This window comes from Psychrobacter sp. 1Y1 (assembly GCF_051847395.2).
Taxonomy (GTDB): domain Bacteria; phylum Pseudomonadota; class Gammaproteobacteria; order Pseudomonadales; family Moraxellaceae; genus Psychrobacter.
This window is the reverse complement of the sequence record NZ_JBPYDF020000001.1, coordinates 2,332,105-2,355,781: the sequence shown is the minus strand read 5'-3', so window position 1 is coordinate 2,355,781 and position 23,677 is coordinate 2,332,105. Positions and strand designations below refer to the sequence as shown.

At 43.6% G+C, this 23,677-nt stretch carries 18 protein-coding genes; 8 read left to right on the top strand and 10 right to left on the bottom strand.

The genetic code is table 11. From position 1 onward, the window contains the following. Positions 1-7: 7 nt before the first annotated feature. From clpB to ACS8FA_RS23750, 4 genes are all read left to right on the top strand, one after another. Entirely contained in the window at positions 8-2,605 is a 2,598-nt protein-coding gene (clpB, locus tag ACS8FA_RS23765) for an ATP-dependent chaperone ClpB (protein ID WP_439265991.1), read from the top strand. A gap of 207 nt (positions 2,606-2,812) precedes the next feature. Then, positions 2,813-4,090, top strand: a complete 1,278-nt coding sequence (locus ACS8FA_RS23760) for a PQQ-dependent sugar dehydrogenase (RefSeq protein WP_439265993.1) — start codon at positions 2,813-2,815, stop codon at positions 4,088-4,090. A 189-nt stretch (positions 4,091-4,279) separates the two neighbouring features. Beyond that, positions 4,280-5,923 carry a BCCT family transporter gene (locus ACS8FA_RS23755; RefSeq protein ID WP_058025181.1) on the top strand — a complete coding sequence of 548 codons (1,644 nt, stop codon included), beginning with the start codon at positions 4,280-4,282 and terminating at the stop codon, positions 5,921-5,923. A 242-nt stretch (positions 5,924-6,165) separates the two neighbouring features. Continuing rightward, entirely contained in the window at positions 6,166-7,818 is a 1,653-nt protein-coding gene (locus tag ACS8FA_RS23750) for a BCCT family transporter (RefSeq protein ID WP_057760694.1), read from the top strand. Between the two features lie 143 nt (positions 7,819-7,961). On the opposite strand, the gene ACS8FA_RS23745 is transcribed toward ACS8FA_RS23750, so the two are convergent. The 8 genes from ACS8FA_RS23745 to dnaQ form a co-directional block, all read right to left on the bottom strand. Beyond that, positions 7,962-8,213: a hypothetical protein gene (locus ACS8FA_RS23745; RefSeq protein WP_439265996.1), complete on the bottom strand. Its 252-nt coding sequence runs from the start codon at positions 8,211-8,213 to the stop codon at positions 7,962-7,964. Positions 8,214-8,554: 341 nt separating this feature from the next. Further along, positions 8,555-8,911 carry a DUF3144 domain-containing protein gene (locus tag ACS8FA_RS23740; RefSeq protein WP_102078350.1) on the bottom strand — a complete coding sequence of 119 codons (357 nt, stop codon included), beginning with the start codon at positions 8,909-8,911 and terminating at the stop codon, positions 8,555-8,557. A 76-nt stretch (positions 8,912-8,987) separates the two neighbouring features. Then, positions 8,988-10,154, bottom strand: coding sequence for a methionine adenosyltransferase (gene metK, locus ACS8FA_RS23735; protein ID WP_057760687.1), 1,167 nt, complete (start codon positions 10,152-10,154; stop codon positions 8,988-8,990). Between the two features lie 488 nt (positions 10,155-10,642). Continuing rightward, a complete protein-coding gene (nth, locus tag ACS8FA_RS23730) occupies positions 10,643-11,287 on the bottom strand; it encodes an endonuclease III (protein ID WP_522902006.1) in 645 nt (214 codons plus the stop codon). Between the two features lie 171 nt (positions 11,288-11,458). Beyond that, positions 11,459-12,304 (bottom strand): RnfABCDGE type electron transport complex subunit B, encoded by an 846-nt coding sequence (locus tag ACS8FA_RS23725; RefSeq protein WP_439266001.1) that lies wholly within the window; start codon positions 12,302-12,304, stop codon positions 11,459-11,461. 257 nt (positions 12,305-12,561) lie between these two features. Further along, positions 12,562-13,506 carry an NAD(+) diphosphatase gene (nudC, locus tag ACS8FA_RS23720; RefSeq protein WP_439266003.1) on the bottom strand — a complete coding sequence of 315 codons (945 nt, stop codon included), beginning with the start codon at positions 13,504-13,506 and terminating at the stop codon, positions 12,562-12,564. A gap of 259 nt (positions 13,507-13,765) precedes the next feature. Beyond that, positions 13,766-15,448, bottom strand: coding sequence for a hypothetical protein (locus ACS8FA_RS23715; protein ID WP_439266005.1), 1,683 nt, complete (start codon positions 15,446-15,448; stop codon positions 13,766-13,768). Between the two features lie 147 nt (positions 15,449-15,595). After that, on the bottom strand, positions 15,596-17,242 hold the full coding sequence (gene dnaQ / locus ACS8FA_RS23710) for a DNA polymerase III subunit epsilon (RefSeq protein ID WP_439266007.1): 1,647 nt from the start codon (positions 17,240-17,242) through the stop codon (positions 15,596-15,598). 349 nt (positions 17,243-17,591) lie between these two features. Between dnaQ and ACS8FA_RS23705 the strand changes: the two genes are divergently transcribed. After that, positions 17,592-18,137 (top strand): hypothetical protein, encoded by a 546-nt coding sequence (locus ACS8FA_RS23705; RefSeq protein ID WP_439266009.1) that lies wholly within the window; start codon positions 17,592-17,594, stop codon positions 18,135-18,137. Positions 18,138-18,253: 116 nt separating this feature from the next. Beyond that, positions 18,254-18,559, top strand: a complete 306-nt coding sequence (locus ACS8FA_RS23700) for a hypothetical protein (protein ID WP_439266011.1) — start codon at positions 18,254-18,256, stop codon at positions 18,557-18,559. 109 nt (positions 18,560-18,668) lie between these two features. Here the strand turns inward: ACS8FA_RS23700 and ACS8FA_RS23695 are convergent, their stop codons facing one another. Continuing rightward, the gene (locus ACS8FA_RS23695) at positions 18,669-19,148 is read right to left on the bottom strand and encodes a YkvA family protein (protein WP_165597862.1); all 480 of its coding nucleotides are present in this window, start codon (positions 19,146-19,148) and stop codon (positions 18,669-18,671) included. A gap of 203 nt (positions 19,149-19,351) precedes the next feature. Between ACS8FA_RS23695 and ACS8FA_RS23690 the strand changes: the two genes are divergently transcribed. After that, entirely contained in the window at positions 19,352-20,629 is a 1,278-nt protein-coding gene (locus tag ACS8FA_RS23690; RefSeq protein WP_439266014.1) for an LD-carboxypeptidase, read from the top strand. 19 nt (positions 20,630-20,648) lie between these two features. On the opposite strand, the gene ACS8FA_RS23685 is transcribed toward ACS8FA_RS23690, so the two are convergent. After that, positions 20,649-21,671, bottom strand: a complete 1,023-nt coding sequence (locus ACS8FA_RS23685) for a GlxA family transcriptional regulator (protein ID WP_439266016.1) — start codon at positions 21,669-21,671, stop codon at positions 20,649-20,651. 181 nt (positions 21,672-21,852) lie between these two features. Between ACS8FA_RS23685 and ACS8FA_RS23680 the strand changes: the two genes are divergently transcribed. Further along, on the top strand, positions 21,853-23,658 hold the full coding sequence (locus ACS8FA_RS23680) for an acyl-CoA dehydrogenase family protein (protein ID WP_439266018.1): 1,806 nt from the start codon (positions 21,853-21,855) through the stop codon (positions 23,656-23,658). The last annotated feature ends 19 nt before the right edge of the window (positions 23,659-23,677 follow it).

Here is a 23,677-nt window from a genome sequence, read left to right as displayed (position 1 = left end):
TATAGACATGAGATTTGAGAAGTTTACTCAAAAACTGCAGTCCGCCATTCAAGAAGCACAAAGCCTAGCATTAGGTCGCGATCATACAGGTATCGATCCTGTGCATTTGCTTGCTGTGTTGCTACAAGATGAGTCCAATTTATCTATCTGCCAACAAGCAGGTGCTTCTATTCCAGCGCTAAAAAATGGCGTTGCTAAAGCTCTAGATAACCAAGCGACCATTTCGGAGCCGACAGGTGACGTCAATCTAAACCCAAACTCGGTCAAAATCTTGAACTTGGCAGATCGTCAGGCACAAAAAGAAGGCGATGATTTTATCGCAACAGAATGGGTGATGTTGGCACTCGCTGAGCAGGGCGAAACCAAAAAAATCTTTGAAAGTGCAGGCGTAACGGCAAGCAAGCTAAAAGCTGTGATTGAGCAATTGCGCGGTGATGATACGGTGAATAACCAAAACGCCGAAGATCAGCGTGATGCACTTAATAAATACACGATTAATCTAACTGAACAAGCAGAGCTTGGCAAGCTAGATCCAGTCATTGGCCGTGACGAAGAGATTCGCCGTACTATTCAGGTGCTGTCACGCCGTACCAAAAATAACCCTGTGCTCATCGGTGAGCCGGGCGTTGGTAAAACAGCTATCGTCGAAGGCTTGGCACAAAAAATTATCAATGGTGACGTACCAGAAGGTCTACGCCGTAAAGAAGTGCTGTCGTTAGATTTAGGTGCGCTAATCGCTGGGGCAAAATTCCGCGGTGAGTTTGAAGAGCGTCTCAAAAGCGTATTGAGCGACTTGGCCAAGCAGGAAGGCAATGTCATCCTATTCATCGATGAGCTGCATACGATGGTCGGGGCGGGTAAATCTGAAGGTGCGATGGATGCGGGTAATATGCTAAAACCCGCACTAGCACGCGGTGAGCTGCATTGTGTCGGAGCGACGACGCTGGATGAGTATCGTAAATATATCGAAAAAGATGCCGCGCTTGAGCGTCGCTTCCAAAAAGTACTGGTTGATGAGCCAACGGTCGAAGATACCATTGCGATATTACGGGGTCTAAAAGAGCGTTACGAGCTGCATCATGGCGTCGACATTCAAGACAGTGCCATCATCGCTGCTGCACGCATGAGTCATCGTTATATCACTGACCGTAAGCTACCAGATAAGGCGATTGATTTAATTGATGAGGCGGCCAGTCGTTTGCGAATGGAGATGGATAGCAAGCCTGAATCATTAGGTAAGCTAGATAGTCGCTTGATTCAGCTAAAAATGCAGCGTGAAGTGCTCAAAAATGAAGAGGATGCTGGCGCGCAAGCCGAGCGTAAAGTGCTCGATGCACAAATAGCAGAATTAGAAAAAGAATACGCTGATCTCAACGAGGTTTGGCAGGCAGAGAAAGCACTGGTCAAAGGCAGTCAACAGCTAAAAGATGAGCTGGATAAGGCCCGTATCGCCTATGACAAGGCTAGCCGCGAAGGCGACTACGAGACCATGAGTAAGCTGCAGTACGAAACCATTCCGCAGTTAGAACGTCGTATTCATGAGTCTGATTTGGCTGAGCAAAAAGAGCAGACAGGTGAAGGTAGCGGTGTGAAATTACTACGTAACAAGGTGACAGACAACGAAATCGCCGAAGTGGTGGCGGCCGCGACTGGTATTCCAGTCAGCAAAATGATGCAAGGTGAGCGTGACAAGATGATCGCAATGGAAGAAAAGCTCCATGAGCGTGTCATTGGTCAAAACGAAGCGGTCGAATCGGTGGCCAATGCGGTACGTCGTAGCCGTGCAGGCTTATCTGACCCCAACCGTCCTTCTGGTTCGTTCTTATTTCTGGGACCTACGGGTGTTGGTAAAACCGAGCTGACTAAGTCACTAGCAAACTTCTTGTTTGACTCTGAAGATGCGATTGTACGTATCGACATGAGTGAATATATGGAAAAACACAGTGTCAGCCGTCTCGTCGGGGCACCTCCAGGTTATGTCGGTTACGAAGAAGGCGGTACATTGACAGAAGCCGTACGCCGTAAGCCATATAGTGTCATATTGTTCGATGAAGTAGAAAAGGCGCATCCTGATGTGTTTAACATCTTGCTGCAAGTATTGGACGATGGTCGCTTAACCGATTCGCAAGGTCGGGTGGTAGATTTCAAAAACACCGTGATTATCATGACCAGCAACTTGGGTTCGCATAAGATTCAAGAGATGGTTGGCGAGAGCTACGAGGATATCAAAGCGGAAGTAATGGATTCTGTTGGGCAGCATTTCCGTCCAGAGTTCGTCAACCGTATTGATGAAATCGTAGTCTTCCATCCGCTTGGTATGTCGCAGATGGCAGGTATTGCTGATATTCAATTGGATCGCTTGCGTCAGCGTATCCAAGAGCGTGAGATGGATATTGAGCTGTCAGCAGATGCGATGAACAAATTGGTTGCGGTGGGTTATGACCCTGTTTATGGCGCTCGTCCTTTGAAGCGTGCCATTCAACAAGAGATCGAAAACCCATTATCATTGAAGCTATTAGCAGGTGATTTTATCGCTGGTGATATTATCAAAGTCGATGTAGGTGCCGATGACAAGCTAACTTTTGATAAGCTTAGAATGAGCTAATCAATTTATCCTTGACGTCTTTATAACCCAACTTTACGCTTAAAGCCAACCCCTTATCTACAATTGTAGGTAAGGGGTTTTTATTTATAAGGCGCGTTTTACGTTACTGTTCTTCTACCATTTCAATATCTCTTAAGTTTCAGGACTATGTTATAACTAAATCAACAACTAATAGTATCAGTATCAACTGAATGGAGAAACAGACCGATGACAGCTCATATTGAACGTATAAATATACCTTTAACTTCGCCGCTAATTATTGCAGCATTGTTGTTTAGCACTGCCGCGTGCTCCAACCCTTCTACAGTAAGTACTATTAATAATAAAAGTACTGCAACAGAATCTAAAGAAGTTTCAACTTCAGATAGCGATACTCAAACCGCCACACAAACCACCACACAAAAAGAGACTAGCAAGCCTGACTTTACCACCAAATCAATCGCTACCTTTGATGAGCCTTGGGCCATGACAGCCTTACCCAATACAGGTAGTCAAGCACCAAAATTACTGGTGACACAAAAAACAGGTGAGCTATTTATCGTAGATACAGCGACGGGTAATAAGATCAAAATCGAAGGCGTTCCTACAGTCGCTTACGGTGGTCAAGGCGGCTTAGGAGACATCATCGTGTCGCCAGATTTTACTACGTCCAATACCGTCTATCTTAGCTACGCAGAAGCAGGGGCAGGAGCTGATAGCAATAAATTTGGTGCTAAAGTTATCAAAGCGACACTCTCAGGATTAGAGACAGCCACACCTACGTTGCAAGATATCACGCCTATCTGGCAACAGTCTCCAAAAGTCACAGGGCAAGGACATTATAGTCATCGCCTGCTGTTTTCTCCCGATGGCCGCTATCTATATATCAGCTCAGGCGAGCGTCAAGACAAAGACCCAGCACAAGACATGAATGGCAATCTGGGTAAGATAATACGGTTGAGTCCTGATGGTAACACCCCGACAGACAATCCGTTTACTGTTAATGAGTTGGCCAAACAGTTTTGGACCATCGGACATCGCAATGTGCTTGGTATGGCATTTGACGATAGTGGACAGCTTTGGGCGCATGAAATGGGACCAAAAGGTGGCGATGAATTTAATATTATTGAGAAGGGTAACAACTATGGCTGGCCAGTGGTATCCAATGGACGCAATTATTCAGGTCTAGACATTCCTGACCATGACACAAAGCCAGAGTTTGCGGCACCCAAAATTACTTGGACACCTGTCATATCACCATCTGCTATAAGCATCTATACGGCTGGTGCTCATAATGATTTTCCTAGCTGGCAGGGCAATGCGCTCATCAGTGGCTTATCGTCTAAAGCGCTTATCGTAGTGGGCATAAACGACGACAATACCGCGGCTGAGCGTTATCGCTATGACATGGGAGAGCGTGTACGCAGTGTGCTAGCAGTAGACGGGCAAGTGTGGACACTTGAAGACGGTAATGATGCACAATTACTCAGATTACTGCCCAAATAACATCGAAACAATATTGAAAAAACATCGAATTAAAGACGTAGTTACCTACCTGTATATTTAATTATTTTAATAAAACTATTGAATTCTTTTAGAGTAAATTAATAGTTTTATCAAGTTTTATTTTGTAATTGATTGATAGTTAAAGCCTATTTTGTTAAGGTAATATTCCTTAAATTTTGAGACTTGCACATGGAAGAAGTAAAAGTAGGCAGATTAGGACCTTTTCCACGGGTGAGTAAACCTGTGTTTATTACATCGTCACTGTTGATCGTTGGATTTATTATTTTCGGTGCGCTTTTCACTGAAACAGCAGGGGCAGTTTTTAGTTTTTTACAGAATTTTATTACCGATAAGTTCGGTTGGTTATTTATTATCTTAGTGAATACAGCGCTCGGGCTTTGCATTTACTTAGGAATGAGTCGCTATGGTGATATTCGTTTAGGCAATCAAACGGAGCGACCGCAGTACAATCTGTTTTCTTGGATTGGCATGTTGTTCTCTGCGGGTATTGGTATTGGTCTCGTCTATTGGGGTACAGCGGAGCCGTTGTATCACTTTATGGCACCACCAATGGGCGAGGCCGAAACGGTTGAAGCCGCAAAGCAAGCGATGAATATCTCATTTATGCATTGGGGTCTACACGCTTGGGGCATCTATACGATTGTGGCACTGTCGTTAGCGTATTTTCATTTTCGTCGCGGTTTGCCTTTATCGATTCGCTCAACCTTGTATCCTTTACTTGGCAAAAGAATCTATGGCCGCTGGGGGCATACGGTCGATATCTTGGCCGTGTTTGGTACGATGTTTGGTGTGGTCACCTCACTCGGGCTTGGAGTGATGCAGATCAATGCGGGACTTGAGAAACTATTTGGCATGCCGAATAGTCTCACTGTACAGTTCGGTTTGATAGCTTTCATCACAGCGCTTGCAGCCGCTTCCGTTATGATGGGTCTGGATAAAGGTATTAAGCGCCTTAGTGATATCAATATCGGTTTTACAATCGTTTTATTGGTATTCATGGTGGCTTTAGGGCCAACGCTCTTTATATTTGATAGCTTTATCGAAAATATCGGCAACTATCTGACCGTGATCGTGCCTTTGGGTACGTGGGGCGAGTCTTATAGTGGAACAGATTGGCAAAGTGCTTGGACGATATTTTATTGGGCATGGTGGGTGAGCTGGGCACCATTCGTTGGTATCTTTATTGCCCGTATCTCTCGTGGCCGTACCATCCGTGAGTTTACGTTTGGGGTGCTATTAATCCCTATGCTTATCTTGTTCTTTTGGTTCACGACCTTTGGTGGCGTAGCGATTCACATGGAGCTTGCCTCTGCTGTGACAGGTATTAGCCCAGGGTTGGTTGAAGCAGTACAAGCAGACACGGGTAGCGCAATCTTTAAGCTGGTTGAGTACTACCCACTAGCCAAACCGATTACGTTAATGATTGTTGTCATGATTATGCTTTGGTTTGTGACTTCGTCAGATTCAGCCAGTTTTGTTATTGACATGTTGACCGCTGGTGGTGATACCAATCCACCAAAGATTCAGCGTTTGTTTTGGGCAACCACAGAAGGCGTTATCGCTGCCATATTGTTAGCGGCTGGTGGATTGTCTGCTTTGCAGGCAGCTGCCATCGTAGCAGGATTGCCATTTGCTTTAGTGGTTTTTGTCATAATGTATGCGTTGTTGCGGGGCCTTAGCCGTGACCGTTTGATTCTATATCGAGCGCAGCAAAGCTTTATCACAGATGAATCAGCAGATCATAACTCAGCTGATGAGTTTGTTGACGAGCATCTACTAAAAGGGCCACCTAAGATTGTTAAAGGTGACTAAAAGTAGGTAAAAGTAGGACAACTACTTAAGCTTTTAACAGAAGAAGCCCCAATTTATTTTTAAGTTGGGGCTTCTTTATTGGGTGAAGATACTTAAATTTATTCAGGACAAATTCGGTTTGTTGAAAATTATTACCGAAATGTTACTACGATTTCTATACATTCGGCAGTATTTACAAGGTGTTATATTTGATAATTCGTTCATACCTTGGTATGGTTACGCACTTTTTTGGGGATATACCTATGGATCATGTAAAAGTTGGCCGATTAGGCCCTTTTCCGCGGGTAAGTAAACCTGTATTTTTGACTTCAGCAATCTTGATACTGGCGTTCATTATTTTTGGCGCTTTATTCAACGAACAAGCAGAAGTCGTATTTAACCAAGCAAAAGCATTTGTCTCTTTACGCTTTGGCTGGTTCTTTATTGTCGTGGTCAATTTAACATTGGTCATGAGTATTTATATGATATTTAGCCGCTACGGCGATATCAGACTCGGTCATCAGAATGAGAGGCCAGAGTACAATATGGTTTCTTGGATTGGTATGCTGTTTTCAGCAGGTATCGGTATTGGGCTGCTTTACTGGGGCACTGCTGAGCCGTTGTATCATTTCATGGCACCACCATTAGGCGAGGCGGAGACAGTTGCCGCTGCCAAGCAAGCGATGAATATCTCGTTCCTACATTATGGTCTACATGTATGGGCGCTATATGGCATGGTTGCGCTATCGCTCGCTTATTTTCATTACCGAGTAGGTTTACCACTGGCTATCCGTTCGACACTTTATCCAATATTGGGTAAAAAAATCTACGGCGGTTGGGGACATACGGTAGATACGCTCGCCGTATTTGGTACGATGTTTGGGGTAGTGACCACGTTAGGTCTTGGCGTCTTGCAGATCAACTCAGGCCTTGAGACGTTATTTGGTATACCCAATAATATTACGGTGCAGATTATTTTGATTGGCCTTATCACCATGCTAGCAGGGTTATCTCTGTTTATGGGATTGGATAAAGGCATCAAGCGTCTAAGTGATACCAATATATTGTTCACTGTGATATTGCTAAGTTTTGTGATTATCTTTGGGCCTACGCAGTTTATCTTTAACAGCTTCGTAGAAAACATCGGCAACTATTTGCATCAAATCGTGCCATTAGGTCTATGGACAGAGTCTTATAGAGGCGAAGAAAATTGGCAAGCTTCTTGGACGATTTTCTATTGGGCATGGTGGATTAGCTGGTCACCATTCGTTGGGGTATTCGTTGCACGTATCTCTCGTGGCCGTACCATCCGTGAATTTATATTAGGCGTACTGTTAATTCCTATCACGATATTGTTCCTGTGGTTTACTGCTTTTGGTGGTTCTGCGGTAAATATGGAGTTGGTAGCAGCAGCAGACCCTAACATAGTTAGCCCAGGTCTGATCGAAGCGGTCAAAGCCGATACGGGTAGCGCTATCTTTAAATTGATGGAGTCTTATCCATTAACAGGTGCGGTCAACTTGCTCATCGTGGTGATGATTGTATTATGGTTTGTTACCTCGTCAGATTCAGCCAGTTTTGTCATCGATATGCTGACATCAGGTGGTGATACCAATCCACCAAAGATTCAGCGCTTATTTTGGGCTGGTTCTGAAGGTGTTATCGCTGCTGTATTGCTAGCAGCAGGTGGCTTAAGTGCATTACAAGCGGCATCGATTGTCTCAGGTTTTCCTTTTGCTATTGTGATCGTCGTGATGATGTACTCTCTACTGCGCGGTCTCAGTCGAGATCGCTTGATACTGTATCGTAATCAGCAATGGTTCACCACAGAAGAGTCAGCAGAGCACAACTCGGCTAATGAGTTCCGTGATGAAGAGTTGCTAAAAGGCCCACCAGCACTTGAGAAAGATGCTTAAGCTTTAGAGTTTATTTCTTAGCTACAAAAATACCCAGCTTGTCATAAGCTGGGTATTTTTACGGATGTTCAATATTTTTAATAAAAAATCTTCCAATACAGCAGCTTTCAGTACAGTAGCTTTCGATATAATCGTTTTATAGATTAATTGCATTTGCCTTTTGTATAACCAACGGCTTCAGGGATATTACAGGCTGAGCAGGCATTACTAGCCGTTCGGTAGCTAAAAACTGATCCAACTTTCGTCTTTACACAGACGGGTTCATATTGTGCCGTACAGATATTATTGGCAGGGTTAGCGGGCGGACATTGAGTAAGAGCAGCACCTTCAAATTGCTGACCGATATCAGGACTGGATGGGGTAGGTGTTTGACCAGACGTGCCTACATCAGACATAGAGCTACAGCCATTTAAAACTAAGGCTAAAGTCAGTATCAGTAATGATGGTTTGAACGAAGATTGATTAATTGTGGAAAATCGGAGATTGGATATAGTTTGTTTCATAAGAAATGTCCTTATTCATAATATTCGATAGCATCCTGTTATCGCTGATGGATTTGCCTACTGAGGCTAAACGCTTAAGCATTTATGGTAGCTCATTTATCAGTAGCTATCCACTTAAGCATCATACAAAAAACCCCAAGCTCAATTAAGCTTGGGGTTTTGTTTTCTGCCATCAAATATTGATACTACGACAGCATGTCTAAATCAAAGACATCTAGACTGACGAGATTCGCTTATTCAGCTGGTTTGTCGTCTTGATTTAGCTGCACGTACTTGTCAAAGTTTTGAGCATAATCAGTTAAATTGTCGCTCAGCATTTGGCGATACTGTTTGACATAAAACTCGACGATATCATCTTTTTCTTTGGCGAAATCATCGCCTTTGACGAAGCCGATAGAGGCAACTGACGCGCTATAACGTGCTGCAGCATACAATAAAGAAGCACCTACTTGACCTGAATGTGCTTCAGGGCCTAGCTGGCTGTTTGCGATACCAATGATAGCATCAGCACGTTGATAGAATGCCTGCATTTCAGGGGTGATTTCGATGTTAGCATCAGCGTTTTGGTCTTGAATATTGTCTTGAGACATAAGCAACTCCTAATAATAAGTGTCAGTAGTTTTTAGTATATAAAAATGGTTGGTAAACGTTTTAAAGTAGTGACTCTTATAAACCAGCGTCTGCTTTTAAGATATCAGCTTTGTCTGTTTTTTCCCACGTAAAGGCAGTTTCTGAGCCTGGACGACCAAAGTGTCCAAAGGTAGCCGTTTGCTGATACATTGGTTGTAGTAAGTTCAACATACGGGTAATGCCGTAAGGACGTAGGTCAAAATGCGTACGAATCAAGCGAATGATCTCATCGTTACTGATTTTGCTAGTACCAAAGGTATTAACAGAGATAGAAGTAGGTTCAGCGACACCAATCGCATAGCTGACCTGTACTTCGCAGCGCTCAGCAAGACCTGCTGCTACAATGTTTTTGGCAACATAACGTACCGCGTAAGCAGCACTACGATCGACTTTTGAAGGATCTTTACCACTGAACGCACCGCCACCATGACGTGCCATACCGCCGTAAGTATCAACAATAATTTTACGACCAGTCAAACCAGCATCACCAACAGGACCACCAATCACAAACTTACCAGTTGGGTTGATATGATAGCGTGTGCCAGCGTGCAGTAAGTCAGCTGGTAGCACTTGCTTGATGATAGATTCCATCACGGCTTCTTGTAGGTCTGACTGCGAGATGCTTGGATCATGCTGTGTTGATAATACAACAGCATCGATGGCGACAGGACGATTACCATCATATTTCAAGGTCACCTGCGCTTTGGCATCTGGACGCAACCACGGCAACTCACCTGCGCGACGCAGCTCCGACTGACGCTCCATCAAACGATGGGCATACTCGATAGGCGCTGGCATCAGGACTTCGGTCTCATTGCTAGCATAACCAAACATCAAGCCTTGGTCACCTGCACCTTGCTCTTCTGGGTCGCTACGATCGACGCCTTGCGCGATTTCAGGAGATTGCTTGCCTAGCATATTGATGACTGCACAAGTCTCGCCATCAAAGCCTAGGTCTGAATGGTGATAGCCGATGCCATTTACAGTGTCACGGACCAGACGCTCTAAATCGATATTTGCCGTTGTAGTGATTTCACCTGCAAGTATGACTGCGCCTGTTTTTACTAAGGTTTCGCATGCCACACGTGCGTGCAGATCTTCACGTAAGATAGCGTCAAGGATAGCGTCTGATATTTGGTCAGCCATTTTGTCAGGATGGCCTTCGCTCACAGATTCTGAGGTAAATAAGTTGTATTCACGCATAATGGGATCGCTTAATTGAATCAATAAGGGTAGGAAAAGCAGCACATCTAGGTGCCGCTTTAATTAATTTTGACCACGCATTTACGCGGCAGATAATCGGTATTTCTCAATTTAAAATCGGTTTTGACTAAAATCTTTGCTAATAAATATGACCAAAAGGTGAGCTGACTATCATTCAATCAATATATAAAATGATACTGCCTCGCTCTGATATGGTCTTGGCGGTAACGAGTTGGGTCAATACTTACCCTAATAGACAACGCTAATGTGCAGATTGCCTTATCAGAAGCAGGATAATGGCCAAAATCTCTTAACGCAAAATAGGGTTATTCTACCTTGAAACGTTATAAAACTCTAGTGAGCAACACTTGCTCTACTATAAGAAATGCTCAACAAGCAGTTCACTGCAATCAAAGCTGGTTACTGGATAGCAGTTTATCTAGCTGAGTAATTGGCTGTAGTAGCATCTGCTTGAAATGAACAATACGTTACAACTCTAAAAATGCAGCTTTATCTTTGAACATACATTCTTCATAGACAGGGCAAGCGCCGCATTTGGGTGTACGTGCCTGACAGGTATAGCGGCCGTGTAAGATAAGATAATGATGGGCATCTACGATGAAGTCTTCTGGGATGCGCTCGACCAGCTTTTTTTCGACCATAAGTACGGTTTTGCCAGTGGCAAGCCCAGTACGATTGCCCACCCGAAAGATATGCGTGTCAACGGCCATGGTCGGCTGGCCAAAGGCCGTATTCAACACGACATTGGCAGTTTTTCGGCCGACACCTGCCAGTGACTCTAAATCTTTGCGGTTATCAGGAACAGTGCTATCAAATTTCTCAATCAAATCACGGCAAGTTTTTATGACGTTTTTTGCTTTGGCATTATATAGACCAATGTTTTTGATATAGGATTTGAGACCGTCTTCGCCTAATGCTAGTATCGCCTCAGGTGTGTTAGCTACTGGGTACAATTGCTTGGTAGCAATATTGACACTGACATCAGTCGCTTGTGCGGACAGAATTACCGCGATAAGTAATTCAAAATTACTGTCATAATTGAGTTCGGTGACAGGTTCATCAATAGTCGCTGCCAGCTTTTCAAAGAATGGACGCACGTCACGATTGGGCATTCGTCTAGAGGGCGGTGTGTCAGCTGTTTTATGTTTGACCGTTTTACTCATGGCATTTTGACTATTATTTTGATGAATGGTGGTGCCAAATTATATGCTAGCGCTAACATTCATGTTAATGATTAAAGTATCAATTTATTAACGAATTAACTGCTTAATCAGCCATTACCGTTATAGCGCTACTTGCAATGACTCAAGCTCTGCTTGTAAGGATTCGAGCTCTACTTGTTTCTTATCATTTGCACGCACACTCAATTGCTTTTCTAGTTTTTTGATTTTGGTACGGAGCTTGGCAGCCGCAATGGTGTTTTTTGCTTGTGACTCACTGATGTTTAGAGACTGGCTTGCTGCATTATTGAGCTTAGCCTCTACCATACTAACGACAGGTCTACTATTGCTCGTATCGGCAAGCTGTTCTGTGACGCGTTTTAAATGAGTGTGGTAGCGTTGTCTCAAATCCTCTTGCTCTGCTATTCGCTCAGGCTCAGATATTTCTCGCTCAATCGTAACTAAGTCAATGCAATCAACAGGGCAGGGCGCAATACATAGCTCACAGCCCGTGCACAAATCTGTAAAAATCGTATGCATATGCTTACCAGTACCAACGATAGCATCTACTGGGCAAGCAGGAATACATTTGGTGCAGCCGATACAGTCATCTTCACGAATAACTGCACGAACCTCGGTCGGACGTTCAGAGGTGGCATCTATGGGCCACTGTGAAGGCACTGCTGTCAGCATAGTGTAAGGAGTATCTATATCGAGAGTCTGAGCAATCGCGTCCGTGACTGGCTGACCACCAGGTACACATTTATTATATGGTTCGCCATTTAATACAATCGCAGCGGCATATGGCAGGCAACCATCTGGATGCTCACATAGCCCGCACTGCGTCTGTGGCAAACAAGCATCCACACGTGCAATTTTTGCCTGTATGTCAGCGGGCAAGGTATCAATGTGTAATGCATCGAATAAGATAGGTAGATTAACTAAGCGTATATTGGTGCTACTTTGCATTTAATTAAGGACCTTAATACCAGTCGTTAGAATTGGTATTAGTATAAATAGAGATAAAAGGTTGAGAAAGCGGTCTTTGTAAAACAGTATCTATAAGAGCATCTGCTCTGTCAGCGTCTTACTGCTCAGGTTAGCGTGTTACTTATTAAAAAATAAAGTCTAGAGTAAAACGCTTGTCACAGGAGCAGCGATTTTAAAGAGATGAGATTGAAAATACAATACTATAGCGTAATGTGGTATTTGTAGATAAGGACTGATTATAAATCTATATTTTGTTCTTTAGCCACTTGGTCGATCAAATCACGAGCGATACTACCCTTTGGCGGGATTCTAGGTAGGTTTGAGAGATCAAAGAAATCAGCATGTGCTAGCTCATCTTCTTGCAAGATAATGTTGCCACTGTCATACGAGGCGCGAAAACCAAGCATCAAGTTAGAGGGAAAAGGCCATGGCTGACTACTGACATAGCGGATATCTGATACGCTGATATTGACCTCTTCCGCGACTTCACGTACCACCGCATGCTCCAGACTCTCTCCAACTTCTACAAACCCTGCGATCAAACCATACATTGGCGGTAGGTTTTGCTGTCCATGACGATGATGGTGAGCCAGTAAAATTTGCATCTCACCTGTTACTGGATTTGGACGAGTAATAGCAGTAATGACGCATGGTTGTACGCGGGGATACTGGCGCAACCGACATACTGGACAAACCATGGCACGTTCGCCTTGGTTGGCATGTACGGTAGGGCTAGCACAGCGACCACAAAACTGTGTATCTGCTTGCCAGCTTAGTAGTTGTATTGCCTGGCTAATCTGATCTGACAAGGCGACTGGCAAATGAGTCATCAGTTTTCGATAAGGAACAAAAGTGTTACCACTGCTTTCAGCAATAATTGGTAGCGTCACGTTATGAGCAACTGCATAGTCATAAGTCATGGCGCTCGTAGCTTGGGCAGTAAAGCTATGAGCCATATTGGCATCAACCGTATTATCTGCATGGTTGCCAGTACTATTACTGCCGTCTGATAACCAATGATTTGGTGCTAGGCTCTCGTGTAGCGTTACGTGACCAACCTGATAAGCTTGCTCGCTTAAGTCACTACTATCGGGCGATAGCTGAACCTGTAAAGGCCACCAACCATCTGGCATTTGACGGCATAAGATACTGTCATCACTTAATACAAAAGCATGGGCCATATAAAATTCCAAACATTATAAAGTAAGTCCGCATCGAGGTAGACACAGACTGTTTTAGAGTAAAGTATCATCAATTCTATGTAAACCAGATATCCATATATGTTGTCAGGTTGGTTCAGCCTAATGACCAAGCTAGTTCAGCCTAATGACTGTAGCGCTTTCACGTGCCTGACTCGTACCTACATTATTTTGAACTATCTGTATTCAAATGAGATGTCATGGTTAAGAGGTAATGACCATGACACGACAATGAGAAAAGTTAAGCAGCAAGTAAATGGCTTAAGCTTTGTTGACCCACATCAAGCGCTTGCTTGCTGACAGGGCGATTATTCTCAAAACCATCTAAGTGATGATCAACCGCCATAATAACATCAGCGATGCAGGCTAACGTACTGTCTTCGATACGTCGTCCGCCTTCGATACGCTTTTCAATGTAGTTGGCTAGCTGACTCAGCATGCTGGCAGGTGTGGCCAACTGTAAGAAACGTACCGCGCCTGCTACTTGACGCATCATCCCAGGAATATTTTGGATATTGAGCATGTCGCGCTCAGGCTCCGCCAAATAATCATTGATGGCTTGCTCAGCACTAGCAATCGCAGTTCGGCTTTCTTGTATCAAGGTATCATTGGCTGTATTAAGCTGATGCAATGAGATATGCGGATTATTCAGTGGTAGATAGATTGCCCCTGGTGTATGCATCTCTGCCATAGCAATGGTGGCGTTCTCTGCGTGCATTAACGCTAGTAGCAAATGATCGAAATCTTCAGGAGAAGGTGCTTGCCAATGACCAACAGCTTTTGCTGCTTCGCTAAGACTATTGGCTGCGTTGGACAGACCTAATAAACGTAATGCTGAACTAAGCTCAGTCAGCTCTTCGATAATTTGCGCGGTCTGCATATCAATAGGATTGATTGAATCGCCACGTGCATAGCTATCGACGTGTTCTTTAATGTTATTAATCTGATGTTGAATAATTGTGTTTAACGTATCGGTAAGTTCGCGGTTAGGACCGAATAAAAAGCGCTTCATTTGTTCTAGCTGAGCACCTTCTAAATGATTACTGGCATATTGTTCACGTAATTGCTGCGCTTGCTCGTTATCACGTTGACAGGCAAAGCTCACTAAATCTGCAAAGCGGGTATCCATGACTGGTAAATAGCTTTGAAATTGTTGCTCTAAATAAATAAGTGTGTGTTTTTGACTTAGGTTTAATGGTAATACTGCTGCGATATCAGTCACAGCAGCAGTCGCCGCTTGCCAAAATAAGCTATCAGTATTTGCTGCGATTAATGCGCAGGCTGCGCTCATAGCATCCAACTTTTGCTGGTCTGCTGAGTCAATGTTGCCATCTTGATTGAGTAGTGCAACCGCAAGGCCACTACGATACGCGTTGGTCAGCAGCTCTGTGTCTAGATTAAGCGTGCTTAGAGATTCAAAGTTTTGTTCAGGATTGGCGATGATGACACTACTGCTGCCAAATGCAGAAAAATAGTCTGCTGTAATAGGAGCTTTTTGACTATGTGCATTAAGCTTGTTGATGACAGGTATCAGTAGAGTAGGCTCTACCGATTCAGTCAAGAGGACAAACTCGACATAACGATCCAAGGTCATGATGGCTTCTGATAGATCCATGATCAAATCAGTATCGTTGTTATCACCATTGTCATACAGTCTCTGTAAACCACCAACAATGGCGTCATTCAATGCTTCTGCACCGACTAAAGAAATCAGTTTGAAAATACAAGACAGCTGCTTTAATACTTCGATAGAGTCCGACAATAAAGGTGCTTGGCTACTATCATCATTGAACTCGCCTAGATGAATCTCGGTGTCTTTAAGCGTTGCTATAACCTCATCATGCAGTAAATGGAGTGATGGTAGGTTAAAATCAGTAACACTAAGCGTTGGGGCGGTTAGCTTCATTTGCGCAGACTGGTCCATAAGTATTTTTCCATAATGTACTGATGAGAATAGCAATAGTGTAAATTTGACTTAGAAAATATTGGTTAGTGATGTTTTAACGCTTTCTATCATAATAATCAAGACTAAATTATACAAATGTCGGTTCAATAAAAATTCGAACAACAATTACATGCTAGCTTTTAGGGCAGGATAGTCTTCTGCCAAAGCGGCATACCAGCTTTGGTCAGCAGTTTCATCCGCCGTTGATGCCAGCAATAAATTCGCTAAATTGGCGAAACTTGCATGAGCAGTTTGTCCGCCATCGGTATCTGTATCCTCTTCGATGGCAAGCGTGACCTGCCCACCAGTCATCGCCAGATAAACTTCGGCTAAAATCTCTGAATCAAGTAATGCTCCGTGAAAAGTACGGTCTTGCTTACCAACATCTAGGCGACGCACGAGGGCATCTAGCGTGTTTTTTTGCCCAGGGTACTGCTGCTTGGCCATCGCCAGTGAATCGGTTACCTGCACTCGATTGGCAAAGTCATTCAGACCAACTTTTGCAAACTCCATATTTAAGAAGTTCATATCAAAAGTAGCGTTATGAGCGATAATTTCCGCGCCATCCATAAAGTCGTACAAAGACTGAGCCACTTGATCAAAGGTCGGCTTGTCGGTCAAAAATGCTTCAGAGATACCATGAATACGAATGACTTCATCATCCATACCGCGCTGCGGATTGATATAAACGTGCAGCTTTTCACCAGTAAACTTACGTCCGACCAGCTCCACAATACCGACCTCGATAATACGGTCGCCTTTTAGCGCATCAAGCCCTGTGGTTTCTGTATCCATGATAAGCTGACGATCTGCTTCATGGCGGTGTATCGGCTTTGGTAGTAGCGGCTTGAAATATGGGTTGGCACGGCTAGTATCCCCATCGAACTTAGGGGCATCAGATTCTACACTTGGCAATATATCATTGTCGACGGTATCATCTAGGTGCGTTTGAATATCTGGCATAGCTTTGGTACTCGTCGGGTTGTATGTATTGTCTTGATGGCTGTGAGATTCTACAGCACTGTTTTCATTTGTTTGAAGGTTGTCAGGTGTGCTCTGATTATCTTCTCTTAGCGGCTCAGGTTCTAATGGCTCTTCATCAAACTCATCGTCCATCATATCTAGACCCAGTGGATCGAAACTTAGCCAGTCAGCGCTAGACGATTTTTGCAAGGTATCAGTGTTAGCGTCAGTATTAGTATCAATATCAGTCACTATTTGGTCTTTTTTTTTAGTCATGTCTGCTTCATTGAGCATAGCTGAATGGCCGCTGTTTGAGGTGACACCTAAGTTTGCCAGTTCATCTGCTTTTTCATTACCAGCATGTCCAGCGTGACCCTTGACCCAATGCCAGCTAACATCACGCTGTTGGCAGAGCTTATCCAATTGTTGCCATAGGTCTTGATTGGCGACAGGCTTTTTACTGGCAGTTTTCCAGCCCTTTTTCTTCCAACCCTCAATCCATTCAGTGATGCCTTTTTTGACATAACTGGAGTCAGTCCAAATCTCAAGTGTATGCTCGTGCGGGCTATGGGTCAGGGCTTGTATCGCGCCCATTAGTTCCATACGGTTATTGGTGGTTTCTTTGTCGCCGCCGTACAAATCTTGCGTGCTGCCATCACTAAATATAAGATGTGCGCCCCAGCCGCCAGCGCCAGGATTGCCTTTGCAAGCACCATCAGTATAGGCCACAGTGGTATTTGTTTTAGCAGCCAATGGATCAATCGCGTTATCTTTATGAGTGTTTGGCATTGAATTACGGTTGTCTGACATAAAAGAGTATGGACCTGATAAGTGGTAAGCATAGGGTGGTACTAGAGCATCTCGTTTATGTTATTCGAACGATGATGATGGCGTTGTGAGTATAACAAATCTATCATAAATATGGGCAGTCGTGACGCACAAAGTCAGAAAACCCTCACGGTAACTTATAACATAATAGTAACGTCCTGGTTTTCTGTTAAAATAACGAAGCTCGCTGAAAGCCACTGGTTTTTAATGACAGAGCTGTCTTTGCTACAAAAATGCCCAAGCGCATTTTTTGTATCTGCTATTTGATGGTTTTTTGACAATAGTACACTTAATAAAAGTTTTTAATGCATGATTGCAGGATAACCCCATTATGTCCTTACGCTCGAATTTATTTAATAAGAGACTGACGTATTTGATGCTCAGTGTGACTGCTAGCAGCGCGATTTTTCTGAGCGCTTGTAATGATACCAGCCCTCAAGCAGATACCGAAGTTGCAGCAGATCTGTCTGTCTTTGAGGGTTGTTATACGGTGAGTCAAGATGAGCCTGCTCAGATAAAGGTCAGCCAGCAAAATGACACTTGGGTGATGCAGATGAAAGAACCCGTCACTGCTAAGCGCGTCTGGGATACACCAGAGCCGTTAGAAGTGATAGACAATAGCGATATACCGCAGTTCTTCTCTATCGATCCAGACAATATCGATGCAGTCATTGGTCGTCCTGATCGTGTACTTGTACTGGCTCATGTCAAACCAGCCTATGCAAATATTGATCCGCTTTTAGACAGTGAGTACTTGTCGTATATTTACCGAGGTGCCAACACGATCTACCGTGTGGAGTGCGATGAGGTGAATACTGATATTTTAGCCAATCCACATGCCAATCTTGTTATCGATAATGTTGATGACAGTATTTAAATAAGCATTGATGATAGTATTTAGATAAGTATCGACTATAAATATTATTTTTGGTGGATGATATTTGCATAGACAGTATTTTGTTATAAACAGTCATACCATTAGAGTTAAGCGATATGAATTTTTTCAGTTACGTAGTGTTAGGTGGGTTCTCTTATGCAGCTGGTTGGGCGGTAAGGACGTATGTATTAGACAAACAACCGACGCCTGAGCAGCCTTATAATTTGAAACACCCTGCAATTTTGGCATATTTGGGTGCATTTTTTATTATCATGTTGATCGTCTCTTGGCTGCTTGGTCGCTATGCACTTGGTCATACTGCGATTGATTTACCTTTCATTATTGTCAATAGTCTCGTTGCGACATTCGTCTACTCGTTTGGTCTTAATCCAGAAAAAGCTAATTATGAAGTGCCTGATTAAAATACAGTATTGAATGGATTGTGAGTAACAAAAGCCACGACCGAAAAGTTAATTCGCGGTCGTGGCTTTTTCGATAGTGCAGTTTTTTCTTAGCTGAAAGTACTAATATTTATGAGGCTTTCTTCAAATTAGTACCAGTCTCGTCGCTGTCTTTCTCATCAGTACTAGTCTTGTCGTTATCAGTCTTATCCGTATCATTGTTAGATTCTAACTTATCCTTAGTAGCTGATTGTTCCTGCTTCCATTCTTTGTATTTTTGCAGATCTTTTCTGGCCTGCTTTAAACAAAATTTAAGTACTAGCGCATCATCGATATGGCCGATAAACGGAATAGAATCAGGAATGAGGTCAATTGGATTTAGCACATAGAGCGCACCAATAACGCCAGCTGAGATTGTTTTGAAAGGGATCTTACGGTAGTCACCTTTGTAATAGTCTTTGACAAGACTCATAAATAGCATTAAATCATCACTAAACGGCTCAAGATAGCCGCTGTCCTCTAACTTTTCTTTAAGCTTGTCTTCTTTGCCTAGCAAATATTCTAAATTAGAGTCAAGTGACTTGTTTTTATCGGTTTTTTTATTAAACATAATTATTACCTTTTGTTTTTTGCGATGAATTTGTATTTACAGTAACAAATCTAATCGACCTATATTGTGTGTCCCAGTAGCGAAAAAGTAAATATCGGTAAAGATTAGGCAACCATCAGTGTCAGAAAAGCGTCTACAATATGCTGCCACAAGGTCTAAAAACACAAATCATAAAAATAAAAGCGATAAGGTAGCAGCAAGATATGGGGATTAAGCGTCAGTCATGGAAAGATGATAAAAATAGTCATGCAACTGAAACAACATCTGGGCTAAACCGCCGTCAGTTTCTACGTCGAGTCGGTGTGAGTGCAGGCACAGCAGTATTGGCGAGCCAAGGTATGTCTCAAGCGCTTGCAGCCAGTCCTATCGATTCTGATCATAGTACGCAGCTGACTAAAGATGATCTGCCAACTTCGCTGTTGAATGATAGCTCATCATCACAAACGTCACAGGAGTCACTGACGCAGACAGGTTGTATCACGCCTACGATTGAGACGCGGCTTTTTGCTAGCTCTAACGTTGGTGGTAGTGATGAGCGTAATCAGTTGGCATTAGATCGAGTGGTTTGTGCTGGGTTTAAAGTAGAAAATCCTGCTATTACCAATCGTCAGTATTTACGCTTTGCGGGAACGGACTCACAGCGTGCTAGCGATTTTCAAAACCTTGCCACTGGGGCAATAGCCGCGCCAAAACTACTGCTAGGTGTGCGCGGTGGTTACGGTGCCATGCGCATATTGCCTATGGTGGATTGGGCGACGCTAGGACGGGTTATGAAGGAGCGCGGCACGATACTCGCAGGCTTTAGCGATGTGACAGCTATTCAGTGTGCGCTATTGGCAAAAGGGTCAATGAGCTCGCTGGCCGCACCGATGCTTTATAGTGAGTTTGGTAAAACTGCGCCCGATAAAGTCAGCTGTCAGCAGTTTGTTGAAGTGTTAACCAATCCCAATCTAACTATCAGCATACAAGATGCTTCATTAACCAGTCAGCAGCTACCTGCCATACTGACAAAGGGTGAGCCGAAACCATTAACTGGTACGATTTGGGGTGGTAACCTAAGTGTCGTGTCAGCGCTGGCAGGTAGTGAGTATTTACCGCGTATCGATGGCGGTATTGTATTTCTAGAAGATGTCGGTGAGCAGGCGTATCGTATTGAGCGCATGTTATATGATTTATATCTCGCAGGTGTGTTCAAAGGGCAGCGAGCCATTGTTTTTGGGGCGTTATCTGGTACGGGCGAGGACAGTTATGACAAACGTTATGATGTCGCCACAGTTATTCGTCAGCTGCGTGAACTAACAGGATTGCCGATATATAGTGGTATGCCTTTTGGTCATATCGGCAAAAAATACAGTTTTCCGCTGGGAGCAACTTGCCAGCTCATACCTAATACAAATGGCGGCTATCAGTTGGTATTTAACGATTACCCAACTATAAAAGCTGATGCTATCCAAGTAAAAGGGTTGTGGCAGACTGCTTAAACGCTAAGCACTGTCCTTTTTAAATAGCCAACCGCGAAAACTTATCTTGATATTCTTTAGGCGTCAGCTCTGTTGCACGTTTAAATAGACGCGTGAATGAAGAGATATCATCATAACCTACTTGATCGGCAAGCGACTTTATTGATACATCGCCCAATTCAAGTAAGCGTTTGGCTTGTTCAATTCTAACGGCCTGAATATACTCAATCGGTCGCATTGCTACGCAGGACTGGAAACGTCTATTTAAAGTGCGCGGGGTAATATTTACCATAGCGGCTAAACTACTGACCTGTAAAGAATGTTGAAAGTTTTCTTCGATATATTCTTGGACCTGTTTAATCAAATGGTCGGAATGTGGCTTGTGCAGGGTCACATTGGTATAGCTATTTTGACTGCCTCTTTTGCTATCAATAATTTGAGTTTTTGCCACCTGTGTAGAAATCTCACGTCCGCAGTAACGCTCTATTAATAATAGCCCCAAATCATAAAAGGCGCTGCCGCCAGCTGCACAAAATATATTGCCCGACTGGTTTGTTGACTCGCTTCTCGAATGGGTCACAAACTGATTCTCTTGTAGATACACCAATGGAAAATCTGCCTTAAACTTATTAGCATAGCCCCAGTGTGTGGTAGCTATCTTATGATCTAACAATCCTGCCTTTGCCAAAAAAAATGCTCCGCTACAATTGCTTGCTATATCGGCCTTGGTATTCGCAAGCCGTACTAAGTGGGGCAGTAGCTCACTGTTTTGCGTCAATACCTTATCAATAGAGTCGCCAATGGTGGGCACAAGCAATAAATCGCACTCTGTCACGTCTCGAATATCGCAGTGGGCTTGCATGATTAACCGATTGCTGCACCTAATATCGCCACCACCTAAGCTTGCAATCTGAACATTAAATCGTGGCTCTACAGACTCATTCGAAAAGCGCTGCCAACTGACCCCCGTGAATGAAAACAAGTCCAATGCGCCAGAGAGTACACTACCGAGCACACCATCGAAGCCAAGAATAATCATTTTAAAAGGTTTGAAATAGGGCATAAGTCACTCGTTTCCTTTGCTGTGCTTACCAAAATAGCCATTATTTGGTTGATTTTAGCTGGTTAGATACTCTGTTTGTGTCTTATTTGACCATAATTATGTCATAAATGACAATACGGACAGGTGTCAAATTAGACTAATATCAATTGATAACCACATTTAATCAGTTAACGAGAATATTATGGCCGCAGATACCCTCCTAAACGACTTTGAATTACCTTTCCAATTGTATGATGTACTAGGCATGGAATCACTCACCGAGCACGCAAAGTTTTCAGAGCATAGCCGTGAGACATTTGATGCTGTATTAGAGACGGCAAACAAGATCGCGACAGATTTATTTTTGCCACACAACCATATCGCGGATAAGAACGAGCCGCAGTTCGATGGTAAAAAAGTCAGCATGATAAACGATGTGAAAGTCGCTTTTGATGCGTTCCGTGAGTCAGGGTTTATCGCCGGTCGTTATAGTTTTGAAGACGGTGGTATGCAACTGCCTGAGACGGTGATGACTGCTGTGGCAGGCTACTTTATGGCAGCCAATCCATCAACGACTGCCTATCCATTTCTGACCACTGCGGCAATCAACGTCATCTCGCATTTTGCTAGTGATGATATCAAAGCGGCCTTTATGCCGCGCATGCTGACAGGTGAATTTACTGGCACCATGGCATTGACCGAGCCGCACGCAGGCTCATCACTTGCCGATATCAAAACCATCGCGGTAAAACAGGATGATGGCTCGTACCGCGTTAAAGGCAGCAAGATTTATATCTCAGCAGGTGATCATGAGCTGTCTGACAATATCGTGCATTTGGTACTGGCCAAAGTACCAGGCGGTCCAGGCGGCGTAAAAGGCATCTCTTTATTTGCCGTACCTAAGTATCGCTTGAACGCTGAATTGTCTGTTGGCGAGCGTAACGATGTACATCTGACCGGACTGATTCATAAACTTGGTTATAGAGGTGCGACTTCTACGGCATTGAGCTTCGGCGATGAAGGCGATTGTCATGGTTATTTAATCGGCGAAGAGCACTTTGGCTTGCGTTATATGTTCAAAATGATGAATGAGGCACGTATTGCAGTTGGTTTTGGCGCTTCTATGATTGGTTATCGCGGCTATCAGTACTCGCTAGATTATGCCAAAGACCGTACACAAGGTCGCATTGCGCCAAACAATAAGCCTGAAGATGATGCAACGGCTATTATTCAGCATGGTGATGTAAAGCGAATGCTATTGGCACAAAAAGCTTACTCTGAAGGCGGCATCTCATTGTGCTTATATGGCTCAAACCTAATTGACCGTATCAATACCTGTGAAGACGAAACGCTAAAAAATGAGCTAACCGAACTATTAGATTTGCTAACGCCAGTGCTAAAAGCATGGCCATCTGAGTATGGTCCAAAAGCCAATGATTTGGGTATTCAAGTATTGGGCGGCGCAGGCTATACGCGCGAATATCAAGCTGAGCAGTTTTGGCGTGACAATCGTCTAAATCCTATCCATGAAGGCACAAATGGTGTGCAGGCGCTAGATTTGTCATTCCGCAAGTTATGGCAAAAAGGTGGGTTAGGCATTCAAATCCTAAAACGTGAAATTACACAAGATTTGGAAAGCATCACTACGCCTGAGAGTGCACAACTTGCAGGCAAGCTGATGCCTTATATGGGTCAGTTGCATGAAGTGCTCGTGCATTTGGGCAAAGTGTTGCAGACAGAAGAAGCGCTGACATTGACTGGTAATGCTCAAGCACTAATGAATATTTTTGCCTCAATTGTACTGAGCTGGATTTGGATTCGCCAAGCCAGTAAAGCCGAGCAGCTACTAAATACGACGCAAGATGTCGAGCAGCAGAACTTTTATAAAGGCAAGATACAAGCGGCTAAATACTTCATCGATTGGGAACTACCATTAGTTAAACGCGACATCGAATTATTAACCAACACCAACTCAGTTTGCACTGATATGCAAGCGGACTGGTTCTAAGGACAACTCTAAGGAAAGA